This window comes from Pseudomonas sp. PDM21 (genome assembly GCF_014852505.2).
GTDB lineage: Bacteria > Pseudomonadota > Gammaproteobacteria > Pseudomonadales > Pseudomonadaceae > Pseudomonas.
This window is the reverse complement of the sequence record NZ_CM181223.1, coordinates 2,455,851-2,475,055: the sequence shown is the minus strand read 5'-3', so window position 1 is coordinate 2,475,055 and position 19,205 is coordinate 2,455,851. Positions and strand designations below refer to the sequence as shown.

The 19,205-nt window shown below is 67.3% G+C and carries 16 protein-coding genes; 11 read left to right on the top strand and 5 right to left on the bottom strand.

Features of this window, described 5'->3' with window-relative positions; all coding sequences use genetic code 11:
• The first annotated feature begins 4 nt into the window (after positions 1 to 4).
• The 8 genes from IB275_RS11715 (at position 5) to IB275_RS11680 (ending at position 7,617) form a co-directional block, all read left to right on the top strand.
• A complete protein-coding gene (locus tag IB275_RS11715; protein WP_192295120.1) occupies positions 5 to 1,219 on the top strand; it encodes an SfnB family sulfur acquisition oxidoreductase in 1,215 nt (404 codons plus the stop codon).
• Entirely contained in the window at positions 1,216 to 2,613 is a 1,398-nt protein-coding gene (locus IB275_RS11710; RefSeq protein WP_192295119.1) for an LLM class flavin-dependent oxidoreductase, read from the top strand. Before IB275_RS11715 ends, IB275_RS11710 begins: the two co-directional genes overlap by 4 nt.
• A 22-nt stretch (positions 2,614 to 2,635) precedes the next feature.
• Positions 2,636 to 3,433, top strand: coding sequence for a MetQ/NlpA family ABC transporter substrate-binding protein (locus tag IB275_RS11705; RefSeq protein ID WP_192295118.1), 798 nt, complete (start codon positions 2,636 to 2,638; stop codon positions 3,431 to 3,433).
• A 240-nt stretch (positions 3,434 to 3,673) separates the two neighbouring features.
• Positions 3,674 to 4,735 carry a methionine ABC transporter ATP-binding protein gene (locus IB275_RS11700; protein WP_192295117.1) on the top strand — a complete coding sequence of 354 codons (1,062 nt, stop codon included), beginning with the start codon at positions 3,674 to 3,676 and terminating at the stop codon, positions 4,733 to 4,735.
• Positions 4,698 to 5,372: a methionine ABC transporter permease gene (locus IB275_RS11695; protein WP_192295116.1), complete on the top strand. Its 675-nt coding sequence runs from the start codon at positions 4,698 to 4,700 to the stop codon at positions 5,370 to 5,372. Before IB275_RS11700 ends, IB275_RS11695 begins: the two co-directional genes overlap by 38 nt.
• Before the next feature lie 135 nt (positions 5,373 to 5,507).
• Positions 5,508 to 6,017, top strand: a complete 510-nt coding sequence (locus IB275_RS11690; protein ID WP_225607839.1) for a hypothetical protein — start codon at positions 5,508 to 5,510, stop codon at positions 6,015 to 6,017.
• Between the two features lie 38 nt (positions 6,018 to 6,055).
• Positions 6,056 to 6,406, top strand: a complete 351-nt coding sequence (locus tag IB275_RS11685; protein ID WP_192295114.1) for a VOC family protein — start codon at positions 6,056 to 6,058, stop codon at positions 6,404 to 6,406.
• A gap of 269 nt (positions 6,407 to 6,675) precedes the next feature.
• The gene (locus IB275_RS11680; protein ID WP_192295113.1) at positions 6,676 to 7,617 is read left to right on the top strand and encodes a hypothetical protein; all 942 of its coding nucleotides are present in this window, start codon (positions 6,676 to 6,678) and stop codon (positions 7,615 to 7,617) included.
• Positions 7,618 to 7,662: 45 nt separating this feature from the next.
• Here the strand turns inward: IB275_RS11680 and IB275_RS11675 are convergent, their stop codons facing one another.
• Together IB275_RS11675 and IB275_RS11670 are read right to left on the bottom strand one after the other, a co-directional pair.
• Positions 7,663 to 8,484, bottom strand: coding sequence for an alpha/beta fold hydrolase (locus IB275_RS11675; protein WP_192295112.1), 822 nt, complete (start codon positions 8,482 to 8,484; stop codon positions 7,663 to 7,665).
• Positions 8,485 to 8,623: 139 nt separating this feature from the next.
• Positions 8,624 to 9,523, bottom strand: a complete 900-nt coding sequence (locus IB275_RS11670; protein ID WP_192295111.1) for a LysR family transcriptional regulator — start codon at positions 9,521 to 9,523, stop codon at positions 8,624 to 8,626.
• A 115-nt stretch (positions 9,524 to 9,638) separates the two neighbouring features.
• Between IB275_RS11670 and IB275_RS11665 the strand changes: the two genes are divergently transcribed.
• Entirely contained in the window at positions 9,639 to 10,631 is a 993-nt protein-coding gene (locus IB275_RS11665) for an aldo/keto reductase (protein ID WP_192295110.1), read from the top strand.
• Positions 10,632 to 10,698: 67 nt separating this feature from the next.
• On the top strand, positions 10,699 to 11,166 hold the full coding sequence (locus IB275_RS11660) for a thermonuclease family protein (RefSeq protein WP_192295109.1): 468 nt from the start codon (positions 10,699 to 10,701) through the stop codon (positions 11,164 to 11,166).
• A gap of 12 nt (positions 11,167 to 11,178) precedes the next feature.
• Here the strand turns inward: IB275_RS11660 and IB275_RS11655 are convergent, their stop codons facing one another.
• Positions 11,179 to 11,985: a substrate-binding periplasmic protein gene (locus IB275_RS11655; protein WP_192295108.1), complete on the bottom strand. Its 807-nt coding sequence runs from the start codon at positions 11,983 to 11,985 to the stop codon at positions 11,179 to 11,181.
• A 261-nt stretch (positions 11,986 to 12,246) separates the two neighbouring features.
• On the opposite strand from IB275_RS11655, the gene IB275_RS11650 reads away from it, so the two are divergent.
• Positions 12,247 to 12,666, top strand: a complete 420-nt coding sequence (locus tag IB275_RS11650; protein WP_225607842.1) for a nuclear transport factor 2 family protein — start codon at positions 12,247 to 12,249, stop codon at positions 12,664 to 12,666.
• A gap of 31 nt (positions 12,667 to 12,697) precedes the next feature.
• Here the strand turns inward: IB275_RS11650 and mgtA are convergent, their stop codons facing one another.
• Positions 12,698 to 15,415, bottom strand: a complete 2,718-nt coding sequence (gene mgtA, locus IB275_RS11645) for a magnesium-translocating P-type ATPase (protein ID WP_192295106.1) — start codon at positions 15,413 to 15,415, stop codon at positions 12,698 to 12,700.
• A 112-nt stretch (positions 15,416 to 15,527) separates the two neighbouring features.
• Positions 15,528 to 19,193 (bottom strand): translocation/assembly module TamB domain-containing protein, encoded by a 3,666-nt coding sequence (locus tag IB275_RS11640; protein WP_192295105.1) that lies wholly within the window; start codon positions 19,191 to 19,193, stop codon positions 15,528 to 15,530.
• Positions 19,194 to 19,205: the final 12 nt, after the last annotated feature.

Below are 19,205 nucleotides of genomic sequence, written 5' to 3'. Positions count from 1 at the left end.
GCCGATGAACAGCCTCGTACAATCTCCCGCACAGATCGCACCCATCCACATCATCCGCAGCGACGACGAAGCCCTCGACGTCGCCCGCACCCTGGCCGCCGACTTTCGCGAGGGCGCCATCGTCCGTGACCGCGAGCGGCGCTTGCCCATCGACGAACTGGAGCGTTTCAGCCGCTCCGGCCTGTGGGGTATCACCGTGCCGCGCGAGCATGGCGGCGCCGGGGTTTCCCGCGTCACGGTGGCCCGTGTGATCGCGATCATCTCCGCCGCCGACGGCTCGCTGGGGCAGATTCCGCAGAACCATTTCTACGCCGTCGAGCTGCTGCGGGTGAACGGCAGCGAAGAGCAGAAAGCCCGCCTGTTCGCCGAAGTGCTGGCCGGCGTGCGCTTCGGCAACGCGCTGGCGGAAATCGGCACGCGCACCGTCCACGACCGCATCACCCGCCTCAAGCGCGAAGGTGGCCAGCTGCGCATCCATGGCCGCAAGTTCTACTGCACCGGTGCGCTCTACGCGCAGCGCATTCCGACCCTGGTGATCGATGACGACGGCGTCCAGCAGTTCGCCTTCATCGCGCGCGACAGCCAGGGCGTGGAGGTGATAGATGACTGGTCCGGCTTCGGCCAGCGCACCACCGGCAGCGGCAGCGTGGTGTTCGCTGGCGCGCCGGTGGGCGAGGACGACATCGTGCCGTTCCAGAGCGCCTTCGAGCGTCCGACCACGGTCGGCCCGTTCGCGCAGATTCTGCATGCCGCCATCGATGTCGGCATCGCCCGTGGCGCCTACGAAGACGCGCTGGTGTTCCTGCGCGAAAAGGCGCGGCCGTGGATCGACGCGGGCGTGGACAAGGCCAGCGACGACCTACTGGCGATCAATGAAGTCGGCCGCCTGGCGATCCGCCTGCACGCCGCCGAAGCGTTGCTGGATCGCTCCGGCCGCGTGCTCGATGCCGCCACTGTCGAGCCCAGCGCCGAGAGCGTCGCCGCCGCCTCCATCGCCGTGGCCGAGGCGCGGGCGATCACCACCGAAGTCTCGCTGCTGGCCGGCTCCAAGCTGATCGAACTGGGCGGCAGCCGCGCCAGCCTCGCCGAGCTGGGCCTGGACCGCCACTGGCGCAACGCCCGCGTGCACACCCTGCACGACCCGGCGCGCTGGAAGTACTTCGCGGTGGGCAACTACTACCTCAACGACCAGCTGCCGCCGCGCCGGGGGACCCTATGAGCCAGAAGCAGATCCTCCTCAACGCCTTCAGCATGAATTGCGTCGGCCACATCAACCACGGCCTGTGGGCCCACCCCCGCGACCGTTCCAGCGACTTCAACAAGCTCCGCCACTGGACCGACCTCGCCCGCCTGCTGGAGAAGGGCCTGTTCGACGGCCTGTTCCTGGCCGACATCCTCGGCGTCTACGACGTCTACCAGAACGGCATCGAGCTCACCGCGAAAGAGGCCATCCAGCTGCCGGTGAACGACCCGCTGATGCTGGTCTCGGCCATGGCCGGCGCGACCGAGCACCTGGGCTTCGGCGTCACCGCCAACCTCACTTACGAGGCGCCCTACCCGTTCGCCCGGCGGCTCTCCACGCTGGATCACCTGAGCGACGGACGGGTCGGCTGGAACATCGTCACCGGCTACCTGGAAAGCACCGCTCGCGCCATGGGTCAGGAACGGCAGATCGACCACGACCGCCGCTACGACCGCGCAGACGAATACCTGGAGGTGCTCTACAAGCTCTGGGAAGGCAGCTGGGAAGACGACGCTGTGATTGCCGACCGCCAGCGCCGCATCTACGCGCAGCCAGCCAAGGTGCACAAGGTCCGCCACCACGGGGAATTCTTCGACGTCGAGGGTTACCACCTCAGCCAGCCGTCGCCGCAGCGCACGCCGCTGCTGTTCCAGGCCGGTGCGTCAGATCGCGGGCTGGCCTTCGCCGCGCGCCACGCCGAGTGCGTGTTCGTCTCGGCGCAGACTCGCGAGGCCACCCGCGTGCTGGTGGACCGCATCCGTCAGGCGGCGGTCGAGGCCGGCCGCCGGGCGGACGACATCAAGGTGTTCATGGGCATCAACGTCATCGTCGCGCCGACCGAGGCCGAGGCCCGCGACAAGCTCGCCGAGTACCGTCGCTTCGCCAGCGCAGAGGCGGGTCTTGCGCACTTCGCCAGCACCACCGGCATCGACTTCTCGCGCTACGCGCTGGACGAGCCGATCCGCTATGAGAAGACCAACGCCATCGAGTCCGCCACCAAAGCGCTGACCGTCGTCCGCACCGATGCCACCGTGCGCCAGCTGCTGGAACAACTCGCCCTCGGCGGCCGCTACACGACGCTGGTGGGCAACCCGCTGCAGGTGGCCGATGAGCTGCTGGGCTGGATCAACGAGGCCGGCCTCGACGGCTTCAACCTCACCCGCACCGTGGAGCCGGAAAGCTACGCCGACTTCATCGACCTCGTGGTGCCCGAACTGCAGAACCGCGGCGCCTACAAGAGCGCCTACGCGGACGGCACCCTGCGGGAAAAACTCTTCGGCGCCAACCGCGCCCGACTGCCCGCGCGGCACGTCGGCGCAAGCTTCCGCCAGGCAACCGCCACTGGAGCGACTCCGGCCCTCACTGTTTAAAAATCAAAAAGGATTCGTTGCCATGCATGCACGCTTCAAACTGACCCTCGGGCTCTCCTTCAGCCTCCTCGCCGCCGGCCTCGCCCAGGCCGCCGATAGCCTGCGCCTGGGCACCACCGCCGCCTTCGCCCCGCCGTTGGAAGTGGCGGTGAAAGAAGCCGCCGAGCAGGGCCTGAAGGTCGAGCTGGTGGAGTTCACCGACTGGAACGCACCGAACATCACCCTCGACCACGGCGACATCGACGCCAACTACTTCCAGCACACGCCCTTCCTGGAAAACGCCAACCGCGAGGGCGGCCTGCACCTGAAGGCGTTCGCGCCAGGAATCATCAACAACGTCGGCCTGTACTCGACCCGATACAAGGCCATCGCCGACCTGCCGGAGGGCGCCAAGGTCGCCATCGCCAACGACCCGATCAATGGCGGCCGCGGCCTGCAGCTGCTGCAGAAGGCCGGGTTGCTCAAGCTCAAGGACGGCGTCGGCTACAAGGCAACGCTGGACGACATCGTGGCCAACCCGAAGCACATCCAGATCATCGAACTGGAAGCCGTGCAACTGGTGCGCGCCCTGGACGACGTCGACCTCGCCCAGGGCTACCCGCACTACATCCGCCTGGCCGGGACCATCGATCCGAGCAGCGCGCTGCTGTTCGATGGCATCGAGAACCGCGAGTACGTCATCCAGTTCGTGACCCGCGATGACTACAAGGACCCGGACGGCAAGCTGAGGAAGTTCGTCGATCTCTACCAGCACTCGCCGCAGGTCCGCGCCGCACTGGACAAGGCCCACGGCTCGCTCTACCAGCCGGGCTGGCAGTAAACGCGCCAGCATCACCGCTGGCGCGCTATTTCGTAGGGCGCATAACGCGTCAGCGTTATCCGCCGCGCAGGCGCCGGCGGATAACCTGTTCCAGGTTATGCGCCCTACGTTCCGGCCGCGCCGAAATCTCCGGCAAGAACCGCAATTGCCGAACACACCGAACCAGTCCCCTCTCCCTTCAGGGAGAGGGTTAGGGAGAGGGCAAGGCGCCCGCTCCGAACTACCGAACAGGCCCCCACCATGGTCAGCTTCAACCGCAATCTCGAACTCGCCACCCAGCACATCGCCCTGCGCGGGCTGGGCAAGACCTACGCCGGCCACCACGGCCCGGTGGAAGCACTGAGCGACATCGAACTCTCCGTCCGCCGTGGCGAAGTGTTCGGCATCATCGGCCGCAGCGGCGCCGGCAAAAGCTCGCTGATCCGCACCCTCAACCGCCTGGAGCAACCCAGCATCGGCCAGGTGCTGATCGACGGCGAGGACATCGGCGCTTTCGACTCCCAGCAACTGGTCGGCCTGCGCCGCCGCGTTGGCATGATCTTCCAGCACTTCAACCTGATGTCGGCCAAGACCGTCGCGCAGAACATCGCCCTGCCCCTGCGCGTGGCCGGCGTGCCCAAGGCGCGCATCGCCGAGCGGGTGGACGAACTGCTGCAACTCGTGGGCCTGGAAGACAAGCGCCACGCCTACCCGGCGCAGCTCTCCGGCGGGCAGAAGCAGCGCGTCGGCATCGCCCGCGCACTGGTGCACCAGCCGGAAATACTGCTCTGCGACGAGGCCACCTCGGCGCTCGACCCGGAGAGCACCCAGGCCATCCTCGCGCTGCTGCGCGACATCAACCGCCGCCTGGGCCTGACCATCGTGCTGATCACCCACGAGATGGCGGTGATCCGCGAAATCTGCGACCGCGTGGTAGTGCTCGAACGCGGGCGCATCGTCGAGCAGGGCGACGTCTGGGAAGTCTTCGGCAACCCGCAGCACGAGGTCAGCCGTACCCTGCTCGGCTCGCTGCAACAGCACCTGCCGCCGGACCTGCTGGCACGGCTGGAGCATCCCTCGGACCACGAAGTCATCCTCGACCTGCACTACACCGGCGTGCGCGAACAGGAGCCGGACCTGCTGGCCATCGCCCAGGCCCTGGGCAGCCGCATCAGCCTGCTGCACGGCGGCATCGAGCGCATCCAGGGTCGCGCCCTTGGCCGCCTTCTGCTGAGCGTCGCCGCACCCGCCGCCAGTGCCCCGCAACTGCTCGAACGTGCCCGCGATGTCGCCGACAGGCTGGAGGTGCTCACCCATGCCTGATCGCCTGCTGCAAGGCCTGCTCGACACCCTGCTGATGATCGGCGCGTCCTCGGCCATCGTCCTGCTGGTGGGCATCCCACTGGCCCTGGTGCTGGTCACCACCGGCCCCGGCGGGATCTTCCAGGCGCGCCTGGTCAACCAGGGCCTGGGCAGCGTGGTCAACGTGCTGCGCTCGATCCCGTTCCTGATTCTGATGGTCGCGCTGATCCCCTTCACCCGACTGATCGTCGGCACCAGCTATGGCGTGTGGGCAGCGGTGGTGCCACTGACCATTGCCGCCACACCGTTCTTCGCGCGCATTGCCGAGGTCAGCCTGCGTGAGGTCGACCACGGCCTGATCGAAGCGGCCCAGGCCATGGGCTGCCAGCCCCGACACATCATCTGGAACGTGCTGCTGCCCGAGGCGCGGCCGGGCATCGTCGCCGGCTTCACCATCACCCTGGTAACCATGATCAACTCCTCGGCCATGGCCGGTGCCATCGGTGCCGGCGGCCTCGGCGACCTCGCCTACCGATACGGCTACCAGCGCTTCGACACCCAGGTGATGCTCACCGTGATCATCCTGCTGGTCGCCCTGGTGACCCTGATCCAGTTCGGCGGAGATCGCCTCGCGCGCTGGCTCAACAAGCGGGTGTGACGTTCGTCGGCTGAGCTCGGCGCAGCCCTGCCCCCACGCGGGTTGCGTCTAACCTGACAACACACCCGCCCCTCCGTGCCCCGGCACAGCTCGTGGATGCGTGGCGTCCCTGTGCTTACTGCGGAGGCGTTCGTCATGGCCAATCCCCTTTCCACCCTGGGCATCGTGCATACCGCCATCAGCCTGGTGCCACTGGTCGCCGGGCTGTGGGCGTTCTACCAGGCCGGGCGCATCGATCCACGCAGCCCGGTCGGGCGCTGGTACGTCTACGGGATGATCCTCGGTGTGCTGACGGCCTTCGGCCTGTCCAGCACCGGCGGCTTCAACGCCGGTCACGCCATCGGCATCCTCTGCCTGATTGCCATCGCGGCAGGCAGCTACGCGCAGCGGATCGGTGCGCTCGGCGGGCTGCGCGAATATGTGGAAACCGGCGCGATGAGCTTCAGCTTCTTCCTGATGATGATCCCCACGCTCAACGAATCCCTGTCGCGCCTGCCGCCGTCCAATCCCATCGGCCAGGGCCCGGATTCGCCGCCGGTGCAGACGGCGGTGCTGGTCGCGCTGCTGGTGCTGGTGGTCGGCGTGCTCTACCAGTTCTACCGCATCCACCGCCGCCGCATGCCACCGGCACGCCCGGCACACTGAACGTCTATGCTGGCGGCGTCCCTTCACGGAGCGCCGCCATGACCGTCCGCCGCATCGTCGCCAACCTCGCCACCGGCAAGCCTGCCGAGGTCGCCCGTTTCTACCGCGAGCTGTTCGACCTCGACGTGGTGATGGACCACGGCTGGCTGATCACCCTCGCCAGCGGCGACAGCTCGCTGGCGCAGATGAGCCTGGCGAGCGAAGGCGGCTCCGGTGCGCCGGTGCCGGACCTGTCCATCGAGGTGGACAATCTCGACGAGGTGTACGAACGCGCCCTCGCGGCCGGCCACGAGATCACCTACGCACTGACCGTCGAGCCCTGGGACGTGCGGCGCTTCTTCCTGCGTGACCCGTTGGGGACGCTGCTGAATGTGCTGGAACACCGCTAGCCGCTGACCGTTCGTCACTACCGCCGTTGCCCGCCCCTCTTTCCCGGCAAACCGTTTGGGGCAACCTAAACTGCATCTGGGCGCCGCCGAGCAAGGCCGCCCAGCGCCGGATGGAATCGGTTCCCGCCCGCCAGGCAGAAGCCCGCAACGCACCATGCATCCCGACGCCCGAGACAGCCCCTGCCCAGAGCCCCGCCCAGCCAGAGCCTGGTACCGGCCCCGCTCCAGGTGCTTGCCGCATTATCCAGGAACAGCTTCGGGAGACCCGCATGAGCATTCGCAATTCCAAGGAGCCGGCCGACGGAGCCGGCCAGCCCAAGCCGCAGCGCCCCTTCGCCCACCCGCAGGACCACCTGGCGCAGCTCTATGACCTGCCGCCCGGCCAGCTACCGGATGCGCTGGGTAGCGCGCCGAGCCAGGCGTCCGCCTATTCCAGCGGCGCCACGGACTACGCCCTGAAACAGCAGCAGAGCGCGCAGCACACTCTCGACCAGCTCGACGAACTGGATGAAACCCTGCAGCGCGAAGCGGGCCGGCCAATCACCAATGCCATCGGCACGCCGAATTTCTCGCCCGACGTCCCGCTCAGTCAGGCCGATCAGTTGCTGCAAGCTGTTGTCTCGCAAGACGCCAGTGACACAGAGAACGTGCTGCAGGACGTGCAGAGCACCCTCGATTCCCTCGCCGGCATGGCCCAGGGGCTGTCACAGCAACGCCTGGACTCCATCAAGGAACGCGAGACGCTGGACGCGCGCCAGGAGCAGGCCGATGAACGCGAACGCCTGCTCAACGAACGCGAAGACGCCTTGCGCCAATGGGAGCAGCGGTTACAGCAGGAGAAGGCGGCGCTGGCCCGCCTCGGCGAGCAGCAGGCCGCCACCCTTGCCGAGCGCAGCGCCACCCTGCAGACGTTGGCGGAAACCGTCGACAGCCGCGACCGCGCCACCAGCAAGCGTTGCGAAGTACTGCAGACGGAGCAGGATCAGCTGGAGCGCAAGCTGGCGCAGATGCGCATTCGCCATGCCGACCTGGACGGCCGCGAGACGCTGCTGCAGCAAAAGGACAACGAGCTGACCGAACGCTTCAAGCAACTGGTGGATGCCAAGGAGCGCTTCGGCGCCATCGTCCGCAGCTTCAACGAAACGGTACGCTTCAACACCGCGCTGAGCGCCATCAACCGCACCGTGAACGGGCGCCCGGACGGCCACTGATTCACTCGTGGAGTGCCGGGGCCCAGCGGCCCCGGCAGCGGCGTCTCAGCGATTGAGGAAGCCCAGCAGGTCCTCGTTCACCTGGTCGGCCAGGGTGGTGCACATGCCGTGCGGGCCGCCCTTGTAGACTTTCAGCTCGCCCTTCTGCACCAGCTCCACCGAACGCTGGCCGGCGGCGCCGATGGGCACGATCTGGTCATCGTCGCCGTGGAGGATCAGCGCTGGCACGTCGATCTTCTTCAGGTCCTCGGTGTAGTCCACTTCGGAGAACTCGTGGATGCACAGGTACTGGCCCAGGTGCCCGCCGGTCATGCCCTGCAGCCAGAAGTTGTCGATCACGCCCTGGGACTGCTTCGCGCCCGGCCGGTTGTAGCCGTAGAACGGCACCGCCAGGTCCTTGAAGAATTGCGAGCGGTCTTCCTTCACGCCCTTGCGGATGCCGTCGAACACGTCGATCGGCAGGCCGCCGGGGTTGGCAGTCGTCTTGAGCATCAGCGGCGGCACCGCACCGATCAGCACCGCCCCGGAAAGACGCTTGGTGCCATGCCGGCCGATGTAGCGCGTCACCTCACCGCCACCGGTGGAGTGGCCGACCAGCGTGGCGGACTTGAGGTCCAGCGCATCGATCACCGCCGCAAGGTCGTCGGCGTAGGTGTCCATGTCATTGCCGTTGGCCGGCTGGCCCGAGCGGCCGTGGCCGCGCCGGTCGTGGGCGATGACCCGGTAGCCCTTCTGCACCAGGAACAGCATCTGCGCGTCCCAGGCGTCGGCATTCAGCGGCCAGCCGTGGGAGAACACCACCGGCTGCCCGCTGCCCCAATCCTTGTAGAAGATCTCAGTGCCATCTTTCGCTTTGACGAAGCTCATTTAGGTCGTTTCCTTCAGGGAGTGGTTGAAAAGAAACGCCGCAACTCCAGCGACTACGGACCGCTCTACGGCGGCCTTGAGCATAGCCAGCGCGGTGACGCCGGCGGCTGCGCCCGGTGGCTTTCCGACGAGCGACAACTCAACCGATGCCGGCCGCGAACAGGCTGCCGAGCCAGTCGGAGAACACCCGCAGGCGCCGCGACATCTGCCGGCGCACCGGGTGCAGCACGCTGACCGGCAGCGGCGGCGGCTGCCAGGGGCGCAAAACCTCCACCAGCTCGCCGCTGGCCAGGCCTTCGCGCAGGTGATAGCGCGGCGCCTGGATCATGCCGAAGCCGGCGCGGCAGGCGGCAATGTAGGCGTCGGCGTTGTTCACCGCGATCCGGCTGGGCAGCCGCTGGGTGCGAAGCTGACCGTCGAAACGGAACTCCAGGTCGAAGATGCGCCCGCTGGAGGCCGACTGGTAATTGACCGCGAGATGCCCTTCGAGCCGCTCCGGATGCTCGGGCAGGCCGAATTCCTGCACATAGGTGCGGCTCACGCAGGTCAGTTGCTCCAGCTCGGCGATGCGCCGGCCGACCAGGCTGGAGTCGGGCAGTTCGCCAGCGCGCAGCACGCAGTCCACGCCTTCGCGCACCAGGTCCACCTGGCGGTCATTCAGGCTCAGTTCGAGTTCGATCTGCGGGTAGCGCCGGCAGAACTCCGGCAGCGCCGGGATCACCACCAGCCGCCCCAGCGAGCTCGGCAGGTCGATACGCAGCTTGCCGCGCGGATTGTCGGGCGAGTCGGAGAAGCAGTTCTCCGCCTCCTCCAGGTCCTCCAGCAGGCGCACGCAGCGCTCGTAGTAGGCCTGGCCATCGGCAGTGACGCTGACCTGCCGCGTGGTGCGGCGCAGCAGTTGCACGCCCAGATGCGTCTCCAGTTGCTGGATCAGCTGGGTCACGCTGGCGCGCGGCATCTGCAGGCTGTCCGCCGCCTTGCCGAAGGCCTTGAGTTCGACGATGCGGGTGTAGACCTGCATGGCCTGCAAGCGGTCCATGGCGCACTCCGATTATTCATCCAGACCAAATAGTTAAACCGCAATCTGCCGGTTTATCCATGCCTGGCAAACAACAAGAATGGTCCTGCCCTTTTATCCCCCGGAGAATCCCCGCATGAAGACCCGCCGCCTGGGCTCGCAAGGCCCCCTCGTCTCCGCCATCGGCCTCGGCTGCATGGGCATGTCCGATTTCTACACCACCGGTAGCGATGAGGCCGAATCCATCGCCACCCTGCACCGCGCGCTGGAGCTGGGCGTTACCCTGCTCGACACCGCCGACATCTACGGCCCGCACACCAACGAGGAACTGCTCGGCCGCGCCCTGAAGGGCAAGCGCGAGCAGGTGTTCCTCGCCACCAAGTTCGGCATCGTGCGCACTCCGGACCAGCCCCAGGTGCGCGGCGCCAATGGCAGCCCGGAATACATCCGCCAGGCGGTGGAAGGCAGCCTGAAGCGCCTGGGCACCGACCACATCGACCTCTACTACCAGCATCGCGTCGACCCCAAGGTGCCCATCGAGGACACCGTCGGCGCTCTCGCGGAGCTGGTGAAGGCCGGCAAGGTGCGCTATCTCGGCCTGAGCGAAGCTTCGGCAGAAACCCTGGAGCGCGCGCACAAGGTCCACCCGATTACCGCGCTGCAGAGCGAGTACTCGCTGTGGACCCGCGATCCGGAAGAGAACGGCGTGCTGACCGCCTGCGAGCGCCTGGGGGTCGGTTTCGTGCCCTACAGCCCGCTGGGCCGCGGCTTCCTCACCGGCGCGCTGAAGAGCCCGGATGACTTCGCCGAGGACGACTACCGGCGCTCCAGCCCGCGCTTCACCGGCGACAACTTCGCGAAGAACCTCCTGCTGGTGGACAAGGTCGCCGAACTGGCCGCCGCCCGCGGGGTGAAGCCTTCGCAACTGGCGCTGGCCTGGGTGCTCGCCCAGGGCGAGCACCTGGTGCCGATCCCCGGCACCAAACAGCGCAAGTACCTGGAAGAGAACGTCGCCGCCGTAGAGCTGGCGCTGACGCGGGCGGAACTGCTGGAGCTGGACGCGATCTTCCCGGCCGGTGCGGCCGCTGGCGGGCGCTACAGCGAACAGGTGATGGCGCTGATCCAGTAAAAGCTCTGCATCGGGGCTCCGGTGGATGCTCGCAGCGGTTATGCTGACGGGGTCCACCGGAGGCTCCATGCGATTCGTTCCCGCCGCACTGCTCGTACTTTCCTTCTTTCCCCTCGCCGCCCACGCGGATGAGGAATGCCAGGTGACGGCCGTGTTCAGCGGCGACCAGCTGACCTGCCAGCGCGCGGACGGCGGCGATACCACCATCCACCTGCGCGGCATCACTGCTCCGGAACTGGAACAACCCTTCGGTCAACGTTCCCGCGCGGCCCTGGTGCAGCTTGCCCTGGGCAAGAGCGCCACGCTCAAGCACGCAGAGCCACTACCCGACGGCAGCCTGCGCGCGGCTGTCTGGGTCACTCCGGCGGAGTGCCCGAACTGCGGTCATACCCTGGATATTGGTCGCGCCCAGCTGAGCATCGGCCTCGCGCGCTGGCGGCAGAGCGATGCGCAGACGCCCGAGGAAGTCGGCCAGTACCAGTTCGAGGAACACGAGGCCAAGGCGCGGCGCACCAATCTCTGGCGCAAGCCCTGAAGCGGGAATCCGTCAGTTGCTCACGTAGTGCTGCAGGATGCGCCGGTCCTCGCCCTCTTCCACCAGCGTCTTCAATGTCTGCGCGTAGCGACGGACGAAGTCCTCGTCCTGGGTACGCTTGCTGAAGGCGACTTCCGCCGACTCCGCTGAAACCACCACGCCGGTAGGCTCGATACGCTTGACCAGGCCCAGTTGCTGCAGCTCGTACTGGCCGCTGTGCTCGTCGGCGATGATGCCGTCGATACGGCCCTTGTCGACCATGTGCCAGAGGTTGCTGCGGCTGGGATTGAAGAACACCCGCGCGGCGTAGTCCGGGTCGGCCATCAGCTGGCGATAGGGTTCGCCGTAGGACACGTCAATCTGTGCGCCGAGGCGGAAATCGCTGCCGGGCAGATCGGACAGCTGTTGCAGACTGTCGCGCTGAGGCAGCCCGCGGCGGACGAAGAGGATGTTGCGCGAAGGTGGCAGCACGGTGCCGGAGAACCAGGCGTAGACCTCCCGCTCGGGCTTGCGGAAGGCACCGGGCAGCACGTCGAGGCGACCGAGTTCGAGTTCCTTGAGCGCCCGTGCCCAGGGCAGCTTGACCATCCGCACCTCGCACCCCAGGCGCTCCAGCACGGTGCGATTCAGCTCGACGTAGAGCCCGCCGACGCTGCCGTCGGGCAATTGCATGCTGAAGGGCGGGTCGTCATCCCAGCGCAGGGTCTTCTCGCAGGCGGCCAGCGGCACGCTGGCCAGCGCCAGGCCCAGCAGGGCCAGGCACTTCAGGCGCACGCTCGACGGTAAGGGCAGGCGAAGGGCTTGCGATGGCAAGATCACGACTCACGACAGGAGAAGACGGATCACCGGAGTGTATTGAACACAGCCCCCGTGTTGCCAGCGGCAAGTGAATCGCGCCGGCCCTGCCAGGAGGCCGGCAGGGCTGATCCCGACTTCGGGCAATGGCAGAAAACGATGCAGGAAACACAGGATTTATCCTACATCCATGAAGCAACAGCCCGCCTAGAGTGCCGCGAACTCACCGCCGAAGGCAGTGATATTGCCACCGACTCCGACAGATCAAGGAGACTGACAGTGAAAATGCTTCGATCCATCGGCCTTGCCCTGCTCGTGGCGGGCAGCCTGGCGACCACGGCCTGGGCCAGCAGCGACGAGGAACAGATCCTGACCCTGGAACAACAATGGGTGGATGCCAGCGCCCAGGGCGACAGCGCGTTCATCCGCCAGTTGCTCGACGATGGCTTCGTCAACATCAATGCCCAGGGCCTGGTCCGCGACAAGAACACCGTGCTGAGCGCGCGCCCCCTGCCTCCCGGCGCCAGCCAGAGACTGTCCGGGCTCACCGTCCGGCTGCACGGCGACACTGCCGTGGTGACCGGTACCAACACGGTCCGTATGGACCTCACGGCCAGTCCCGTGGCCGTGGCGTACACCGATGTCTACCGCAAACGCCGCGGGCAATGGCACGCGATTTCGGCACAGGAAACCTTCCGCCACTGAGTCGTGCCTGGCCTCATGACGGCCGGCCCGCTCACTGCCAGCCGTAGCGCCGGGCGAACCAGCCCTTGACCGTCTGCGTCAGCGCCATGTAGCCGAGCAGGATCGCCACCAGCCACGGCCAGTAGCCCAGCGGCAACGCCTGCATGCGGAAGGAATGCGCCAGCGGCCCCATGGGCAGGAAGATCGCCACCGCGACGATCACCAGGGTCATGCCCAGCAGCGGCCAGGCGGCGCGGCTCTGCAGGAAGGGAATCCGCCGGGTGCGGATCATGTGCACCACCAGCAGTTGCGAGATCAGCCCCTCGACGAACCAGCCGGACTGGAACAGCGTCTGGTGCGCCGGTGAATCTGCACCGAACACGTGCCAGAGCACGAGGAAGGTGGCGATGTCGAAGATCGAGCTGATCGGCCCGAAGAACACCATGAAGCGCCCCAGCCCGTCCGGATTCCACTGTTGCGGCTTGCGCAGCAGTTCATCGTCGACATGATCGAAGGGAATGGCGATCTGCGACAGGTCGTAGAGCAGGTTCTGCACCAGCAGTTGCAGCGGCAGCATCGGCAGGAAGGGAATGAAGGCGCTGGCCACCAGCACGCTGAACACGTTGCCGAAGTTGGAGCTGGCGGTCATGCGGATGTACTTGAGCATGTTGGCGAAGGTGCGGCGCCCTTCGATCACGCCCTCCTCCAGGACCATCAGGCTCTTTTCCAGGAGGATCAGGTCGGCGGCTTCCTTGGCGATGTCCACTGCCGAATCCACTGAAATGCCGATGTCCGCCGTGCGCAGCGCCGGGGCATCGTTGATGCCGTCGCCGAGGAAGCCGACCACGTGGCCGCGCTCGCGCAGCACACGCACCAGGCGCTCCTTGTGGCTGGGAGTGAGCTTGGCGAACAGCGTGGTGCGCTCGGCCAGTTCGCCCAGCTCGGCGTCGTCGAGCTCGTCCAGCTGTGGGCCGAGCAGCACGCCCTCGACTATCAGGCCCACGTCACGGCAGACCTTCAGGCTCACCCGGTCGTTGTCGCCGGTCAGCACCTTCACCGCCACACCGTTCTCCGCCAGCGCGCGCAGCGCCGTAGCGGTGGTTTCCTTGGGCGGGTCGAGGAAGGCGATGTAGCCGGCCAGGCACAATTCGCTCTCGTCCGCCACGCCGTAGATATCGCGGGTGGGCGGCAGCTCGCGGGTGGCCACGGCGACCACCCGCAGGCCTTCCTGGTTGAGCCCGTCGGCCACCGCACGGATGCTCTCCAGGCGCGCCCCGGTCAGCGGCTCGACGCCATCGGCGGTTTCCACCGTGGTGCAAACCGACAGCACCTCTTCCAGCGCGCCCTTGCAGATCAGCAGGTGGTTGTCTTCGCGCTCACTGACCACCACCGACATGCGCCGGCGGGCGAAGTCGAAGGGAATCTCGTCGAGCTTGCGGAAGCGGCTGTCCACCTTCAGCGCATGACGCAGTTCGACGTGCTCGAGGACGGCGACATCCAGCAGGTTCTTCAGCCCGGTCTGGTAGTGGCTGTTGAGGAAGGCCAGTTGCAGCACGCGGTCCTGCACCTGGCCGAAGGCGTCGGTGTGACGTTCGAGGACGATGCGGTCCTGGGTCAGGGTACCGGTCTTGTCGGTGCAGAGAATGTCCATGGCGCCGAAGTTCTGGATGGCGTCCAGGCGCTTGACGATCACCTTGCGCCGGCTGAGCACCACCGCGCCCTTGGCCAGGGTCGAGGTGACGATCATCGGGAGCATTTCCGGGGTCAGGCCGACGGCGATGGACAGCGCGAACAGCGCGGCCTCCAGCCAGTCGCCCTTGGTGAAACCGTTGATCAGCAGGACCACCGGCGCCATCACCAGCATGAAGCGGATCAGCAGCCAGCTGACCCGGTTGACCCCGGTCTGGAAGGCCGTCGGCGTCGGGTCGCTGGCGATCACCCGCTCGGCGAGGGAACCGAAATAGGTGCGCGTGCCGGTGCCGATCACCACCGCCAGGGCGGAGCCACTGACCACCGTGGTGCCCATGAAGCACAGGCTGTCACGCTCCAGCGGGTTGCCCTGGCGGGCGTCACGCAGCTGGGCGAACTTCTCCACCGGCAGGGACTCTCCTGTCAGGGCGGCCTGGCCGACGAAGAGGTCCTTGGCGCTGAGCAGGCGCACGTCCGCCGGGACCATGTCGCCCGCCGACAGCCACAGCACATCACCGACCACCAGTTCGCGGATCGGCACTTCGGCACGACACGCCGGACCGATGCCCTGCGCGCTACGGAACACGGTGGCGGTGTTGCTCACCATCGCCTTGAGCTTCTCGGCGGCGCGGTTGGAGCGCTTCTCCTGGATAAAGCGCAGCAGCGTGGAAACGCCCACCATGCTGCCGATCACCACCGCGGCCTCCACGTCCTCGGTAAACCAGGAGATGGTCGCCAGCACGGTGAGCAGCAGGTTGAAGGGGTTGCAGTAGCAGTACCAGAGGTGCATCCACGCGCCGATGGGCCGGTCCTGGTCCACTTCGTTCTGCCCGTCGCGCTGGCGGCGCTCGTCCGCCTCCCCGCCACTCAGGCCTTCGCGCCGACTCTCCAGTCGCTCCAGCACCGTGGCCGACTCCAGCGCAGACCACTCCAGCAGGGCCGCGGTCAGCGCATTGGGCGCCTGCCTCCCTGCCGCCGAACCGCGCAGCAGGTCGCGCGCAGCCAGCCGGCGCAGTTGACGGGCCGGGAAGCCCTTGTTGATGAATTCGAGCAGGTGGGTCCTGATGAGGTCCAGGCGCATGATGACTTTCCCCTTGTGCGCACATCGTCCGGCGGCGGTGGGGAGTCTGTGCCGGGTACCTTAAGGGGCCATGAAGACCGGCGGCGCCGAACGACGGCGCCGCCGAGCGCACTCAGAAGTCGCGCTTGTAGAAGATATCCAGGGAGCTGGCCAGGCCGCTGGCGGCCTCCAGGTAGACCTTCTTGCTCAGCAGGTAGCGCAGCGCGATGGTGTTGGCCGGTTCGAACACGCCCACGCCATAGCGCAGGCTGAGACGGTCGGAGAGCTGCCCGCTGGCGACCACGCTGGTGCTGTTGCCGGTGCCCTCGGTGTCCAGCTGGAAGTCCTGGATGCCCAGGCGCTGGGCGACTTCACCGGTCAGCGGCGCGCTGCCGGCCAGGCCGAGCGCCAGGGCTGCCTCGCCGAGCATGTTGCTGTCCTCGCCGCTGGACATGGGCCGGCCCAGCACCAGGTAGGACAGCGCCTGCTGCTGGCTCATGGCGGGCTCGGAGAACACTTCGCTACGCGGCTGCTCGGCGTTGCCGGTCAGGCGCAGGCCGGCCACCACGTCGTCGACCTTGCGGATCGCCTCGACGTCGAGGAACGGCTGGTCGATAGGCCCGGCGAACAGCAGGCGCGCGCGGCGGATGGTCAGCTTCTGGCCGTAGGCGCGGTAGCGGCCGTTGTTCAGGCGCAGCTCGCCACGGGTGTCCATGTTGTCGCCGACGTGCACCTGGCCCGCCAGCTCCGCGTTCAGACCGAAGCCGCTGAAGGTCAGCTTGTCGCTGCCGACCCTGACATCGATATCCATGTTCAGTGCAAGCGCGCTTTTCGGCTCCTGCTTCGCGCCGACAATCACGCTGTCGTCGGACACCTTGACCGTGGACGGCGGCAACTGGCGAATGGTGATGGCGCCGCGCGGGACCTGCACCGAGCCGGACACGGCAAGCCGTTCGCCCGCCATCTGCACCGTGAGATCGGGCTCCACTTCGAGGTTGGCGTAGGGCTCCACGGTCACCGGCAGTCGACTGCCGCGCAGCTTCACGTCGACGTCCAGACCACTGAACCAGGCGATGCGCCCGGACAGGCTGCCGTTGCCATGTTCTCCGGCCTTCCAGTCGCCGCTCAGGTCGACCTGCTCGCCAGCAATCCGGGCGGTGACCTGCAACTGCTCGAAACGGGTCGGCAGGTCGCCGCCGGAGATTTCCCCGTCGTTCAGGCGCAGCTCGCCATCCACCCGGGGTGCCAGCAGGCCGCCGGAAATCTGCCCGCTGCCGTTGAGGTGGCCTTTCAGGGTTTCCACCATGGGCGCAAAGGGCCGCGCCACGGCGATGTCCAGGCCACTGAGGCTGAAGGTGCCGCTCACCGGCTTGGCTTTCGGCCGCGGGTCGAGCTGGACCTGGGCCTGCAGACTGCCGAGCTTGTCGCCCTGGAACTGCAGGGTGGAGTCGATGCGCCGGGGCGTCAGGCGGCTCTCCAGTTGCAGCCTCTGGTAGGGGAAATCGACCCACTCCTCCTGCTCCTTGATGCGCAGGGTGCCGTTGTTGGCATTGATCAGGATGGAGCCGTTGGGGCCGCTGGCGGGCAGGTCGAGCTGCACGTCGCCGTCGAGCTTGCCCTTCCAGGCGAAGTCCTCGGGCAGCCAGCGCGCCAGGCTGTCCAGCGGGAACTCGCGCAGGTGCATGCGCAGGCGTGGGTCGGGCATCAGCCGCTGGTCTTCCATGCACAGGCTGGCGGGGCCGGAAGCCCAGCAATGGGCGCCGAGGTTGATCCGACCGTCCGCCAGGCGTTCCAGGCGTGCCGGCTGTTGCAGGCGCCAATCCTGGCCGCCGCTCTGGATGTCGCCTTTTGCCAGTCGCCCGCGCCAGTCCTTGCCGTTCCAGTTACCGTCCAGGCCAAGGTCGAGCACTACCGGCTTGCCCTGCAGGTTCAGGGCGAGTTGCTGGCGTTTGATATCGCCGCTGCCCTCGAGCTTGAGCACGCCGAAATCCGTTTCGCCGCTGTGCAGGCCCTGGGCGGTCAGGTTGAGACGACCACGCTGGCCGGCGTCGAGGGCAGCCGTCAGGTCCAGCGTGCGCAGCCCCTGGTCGGCGTAGGCGACGCGCTGGCCATCGAGTTTCAATTGCCCTTGCGGCGCCTGCAGCGTGCCGGCCAGGTCGAGCTGGCCGTTGAGACGGCCGAACAGCTGCGGCCACAGCTGACCGAGGCGATTCAAGGCGATGTCCAGGCGACCGGACAGCCGCTGGTCCAGCGCGGCTTGTCCGCTGATGCGGTTGTCGCCCAGCTGCAACGCCAGGCCATCGACCTTCCACGCCTGCCCTGCCGCCGTGGCATTCGCCTTGAAGGTGGCCGGCTGGCCACGCAGGCGGCCCTGCAGGTCGAGGTTGGCGTCAAGGTTCAGCGCCTCGCCCTTGAGCGAGCCCTTGCTGCGCAACGGTCCACCGAGGCGGCCGGGCATTTGTTCGAGCCAGTAGGCCGGGTCGAGATCGGACAGGTCGAGCGCCGCGTCCCAGGTCACTGCATCGGCGAAACCGACCTTCAGGTGCCCTTCGGCCTTGCCCTGCCCGGCCACCAGTTTCAGCGACGGCAGGAAGACTTCCGCAAGGTTGCCCGACACCGGGCTGGCCAGGGTGAAGTCACCGGCCGGCCCCTTGAAGGCGCCGTCAAAATTACCCAGGTAGGCACCCTCGCTGTAGCTCACCTCGGCCTTGAAGGTGTGTACGCTCACCGGAGGCTCGTCGATCTCCGGGTACAAGCGGCGCCAGGGGAAGTCCAGCCAGTCGAGCTGGGCGTTGGCGGCGAAGGCATCCTTCCAGTCGAGGCGGCCGGTCAGCGCCACGCGCTGGTCCTTGGCGGCGCTCAGGTCGAGGGCGGCGATGTCCGCGCCCTCGGCGTCGACGCGCCCGCGCAGGGTCAGCACCACCGGACTTTCCTCGGCGGGCAGCACGGCGGCGCCAGCCAGCTGGTAGCCATCCTTGAGGTTGCCGCTGGCATTCAGACGCAGCTGGTTCAGCGTCAGGGTATCGGGTAGCGAAGCATCGGCCTTGAAGCCGTCAGCAGTCACCAGCGCGGTGGCCGGCAGGTTCTCCGCCAGCGGTTGCAGGTCTCCTTCCAGGTTGCCGTTCAGGTAGCCACTGCTCTGCGCCTGCAATTTGAGGTGCCCCATCAGTTCGCCCTTGGCCTGCAGCTGCAGGGTCCAGGGGTTCTCGCCCGGCGCGGGCAGGCCAAGCGTCCCCTCGGCCTCCAGCGGCCAGCCCTGGGTCGGCTTCAGCAGGCCCTTGAGCGACAGGCTCAGGCCATCACGGGCAAGCTTCACCGAGTCGATGTGCAGGCCTTCGCGATCCCAGTGCGCGGCCAGTTCGGCGTCGCGCAGCTGTTCCTGGCCATCGAGCAGGAAGCGGCCGATACGGATGTCACCCAGTTCCAGTGACAGCGGCAGGCTCAGGTCGGGCAGCTCGATGGGGCCGGACGATTCGCTCGGCTCGCTCGGCGGCAGGGTCAGCAGCACTTCGTTGGCCACGACCTTGTGCAGGCAGAGGGTCATGCGCAGCAGGCAGGCCGGCGACCAGTCGATCTGTGGCTGGTCCAGTACCAGGTGGGTGGCACCGTCGGTCCATTCCAGGCGTTTGGCGCTGAAACCACCGGCAAGGCGGCCGTCGAATTCATCGACGCTCAGGCCCGGCACCCAGCTCAGCACCGCCCTGCTGCCCGCAGGCGTGCCGAGCAAGGCGGCCACCACAATGACCAGCAGCAGGATCAGCCCGAGCAGGCCGCCCAGGCTCCAGCGCAGAGCGCGCATCCAGCCCGCACG

Excerpts from the sequence above, each read along its gene's own strand:
- IB275_RS11710 (WP_192295119.1), top strand. The coding sequence starts at position 1,216 with ATGAGCCAGAAGCAGATCCTCCTCAACGCCTTCAGCATGAATTGCGTC.
- IB275_RS11640 (WP_192295105.1), bottom strand. The coding sequence starts at position 19,193 with ATGCGCGCTCTGCGCTGGAGCCTGGGCGGCCTGCTCGGGCTGATCCTG.
- IB275_RS11695 (WP_192295116.1), top strand. The coding sequence starts at position 4,698 with ATGTCGCCGACAGGCTGGAGGTGCTCACCCATGCCTGATCGCCTGCTG.
- IB275_RS11670 (WP_192295111.1), bottom strand. The coding sequence starts at position 9,523 with ATGGACCGCTTGCAGGCCATGCAGGTCTACACCCGCATCGTCGAACTC.
- IB275_RS11680 (WP_192295113.1), top strand. The coding sequence starts at position 6,676 with ATGAGCATTCGCAATTCCAAGGAGCCGGCCGACGGAGCCGGCCAGCCC.
- IB275_RS11650 (WP_225607842.1), top strand. The coding sequence starts at position 12,247 with ATGCTTCGATCCATCGGCCTTGCCCTGCTCGTGGCGGGCAGCCTGGCG.
- IB275_RS11675 (WP_192295112.1), bottom strand. The coding sequence starts at position 8,484 with ATGAGCTTCGTCAAAGCGAAAGATGGCACTGAGATCTTCTACAAGGAT.
- IB275_RS11690 (WP_225607839.1), top strand. The coding sequence starts at position 5,508 with ATGGCCAATCCCCTTTCCACCCTGGGCATCGTGCATACCGCCATCAGC.
- IB275_RS11705 (WP_192295118.1), top strand. The coding sequence starts at position 2,636 with ATGCATGCACGCTTCAAACTGACCCTCGGGCTCTCCTTCAGCCTCCTC.
- IB275_RS11700 (WP_192295117.1), top strand. The coding sequence starts at position 3,674 with ATGGTCAGCTTCAACCGCAATCTCGAACTCGCCACCCAGCACATCGCC.
- IB275_RS11660 (WP_192295109.1), top strand. The coding sequence starts at position 10,699 with ATGCGATTCGTTCCCGCCGCACTGCTCGTACTTTCCTTCTTTCCCCTC.
- IB275_RS11685 (WP_192295114.1), top strand. The coding sequence starts at position 6,056 with ATGACCGTCCGCCGCATCGTCGCCAACCTCGCCACCGGCAAGCCTGCC.
- IB275_RS11715 (WP_192295120.1), top strand. The coding sequence starts at position 5 with ATGAACAGCCTCGTACAATCTCCCGCACAGATCGCACCCATCCACATC.
- mgtA (WP_192295106.1), bottom strand. The coding sequence starts at position 15,415 with ATGCGCCTGGACCTCATCAGGACCCACCTGCTCGAATTCATCAACAAG.
- IB275_RS11665 (WP_192295110.1), top strand. The coding sequence starts at position 9,639 with ATGAAGACCCGCCGCCTGGGCTCGCAAGGCCCCCTCGTCTCCGCCATC.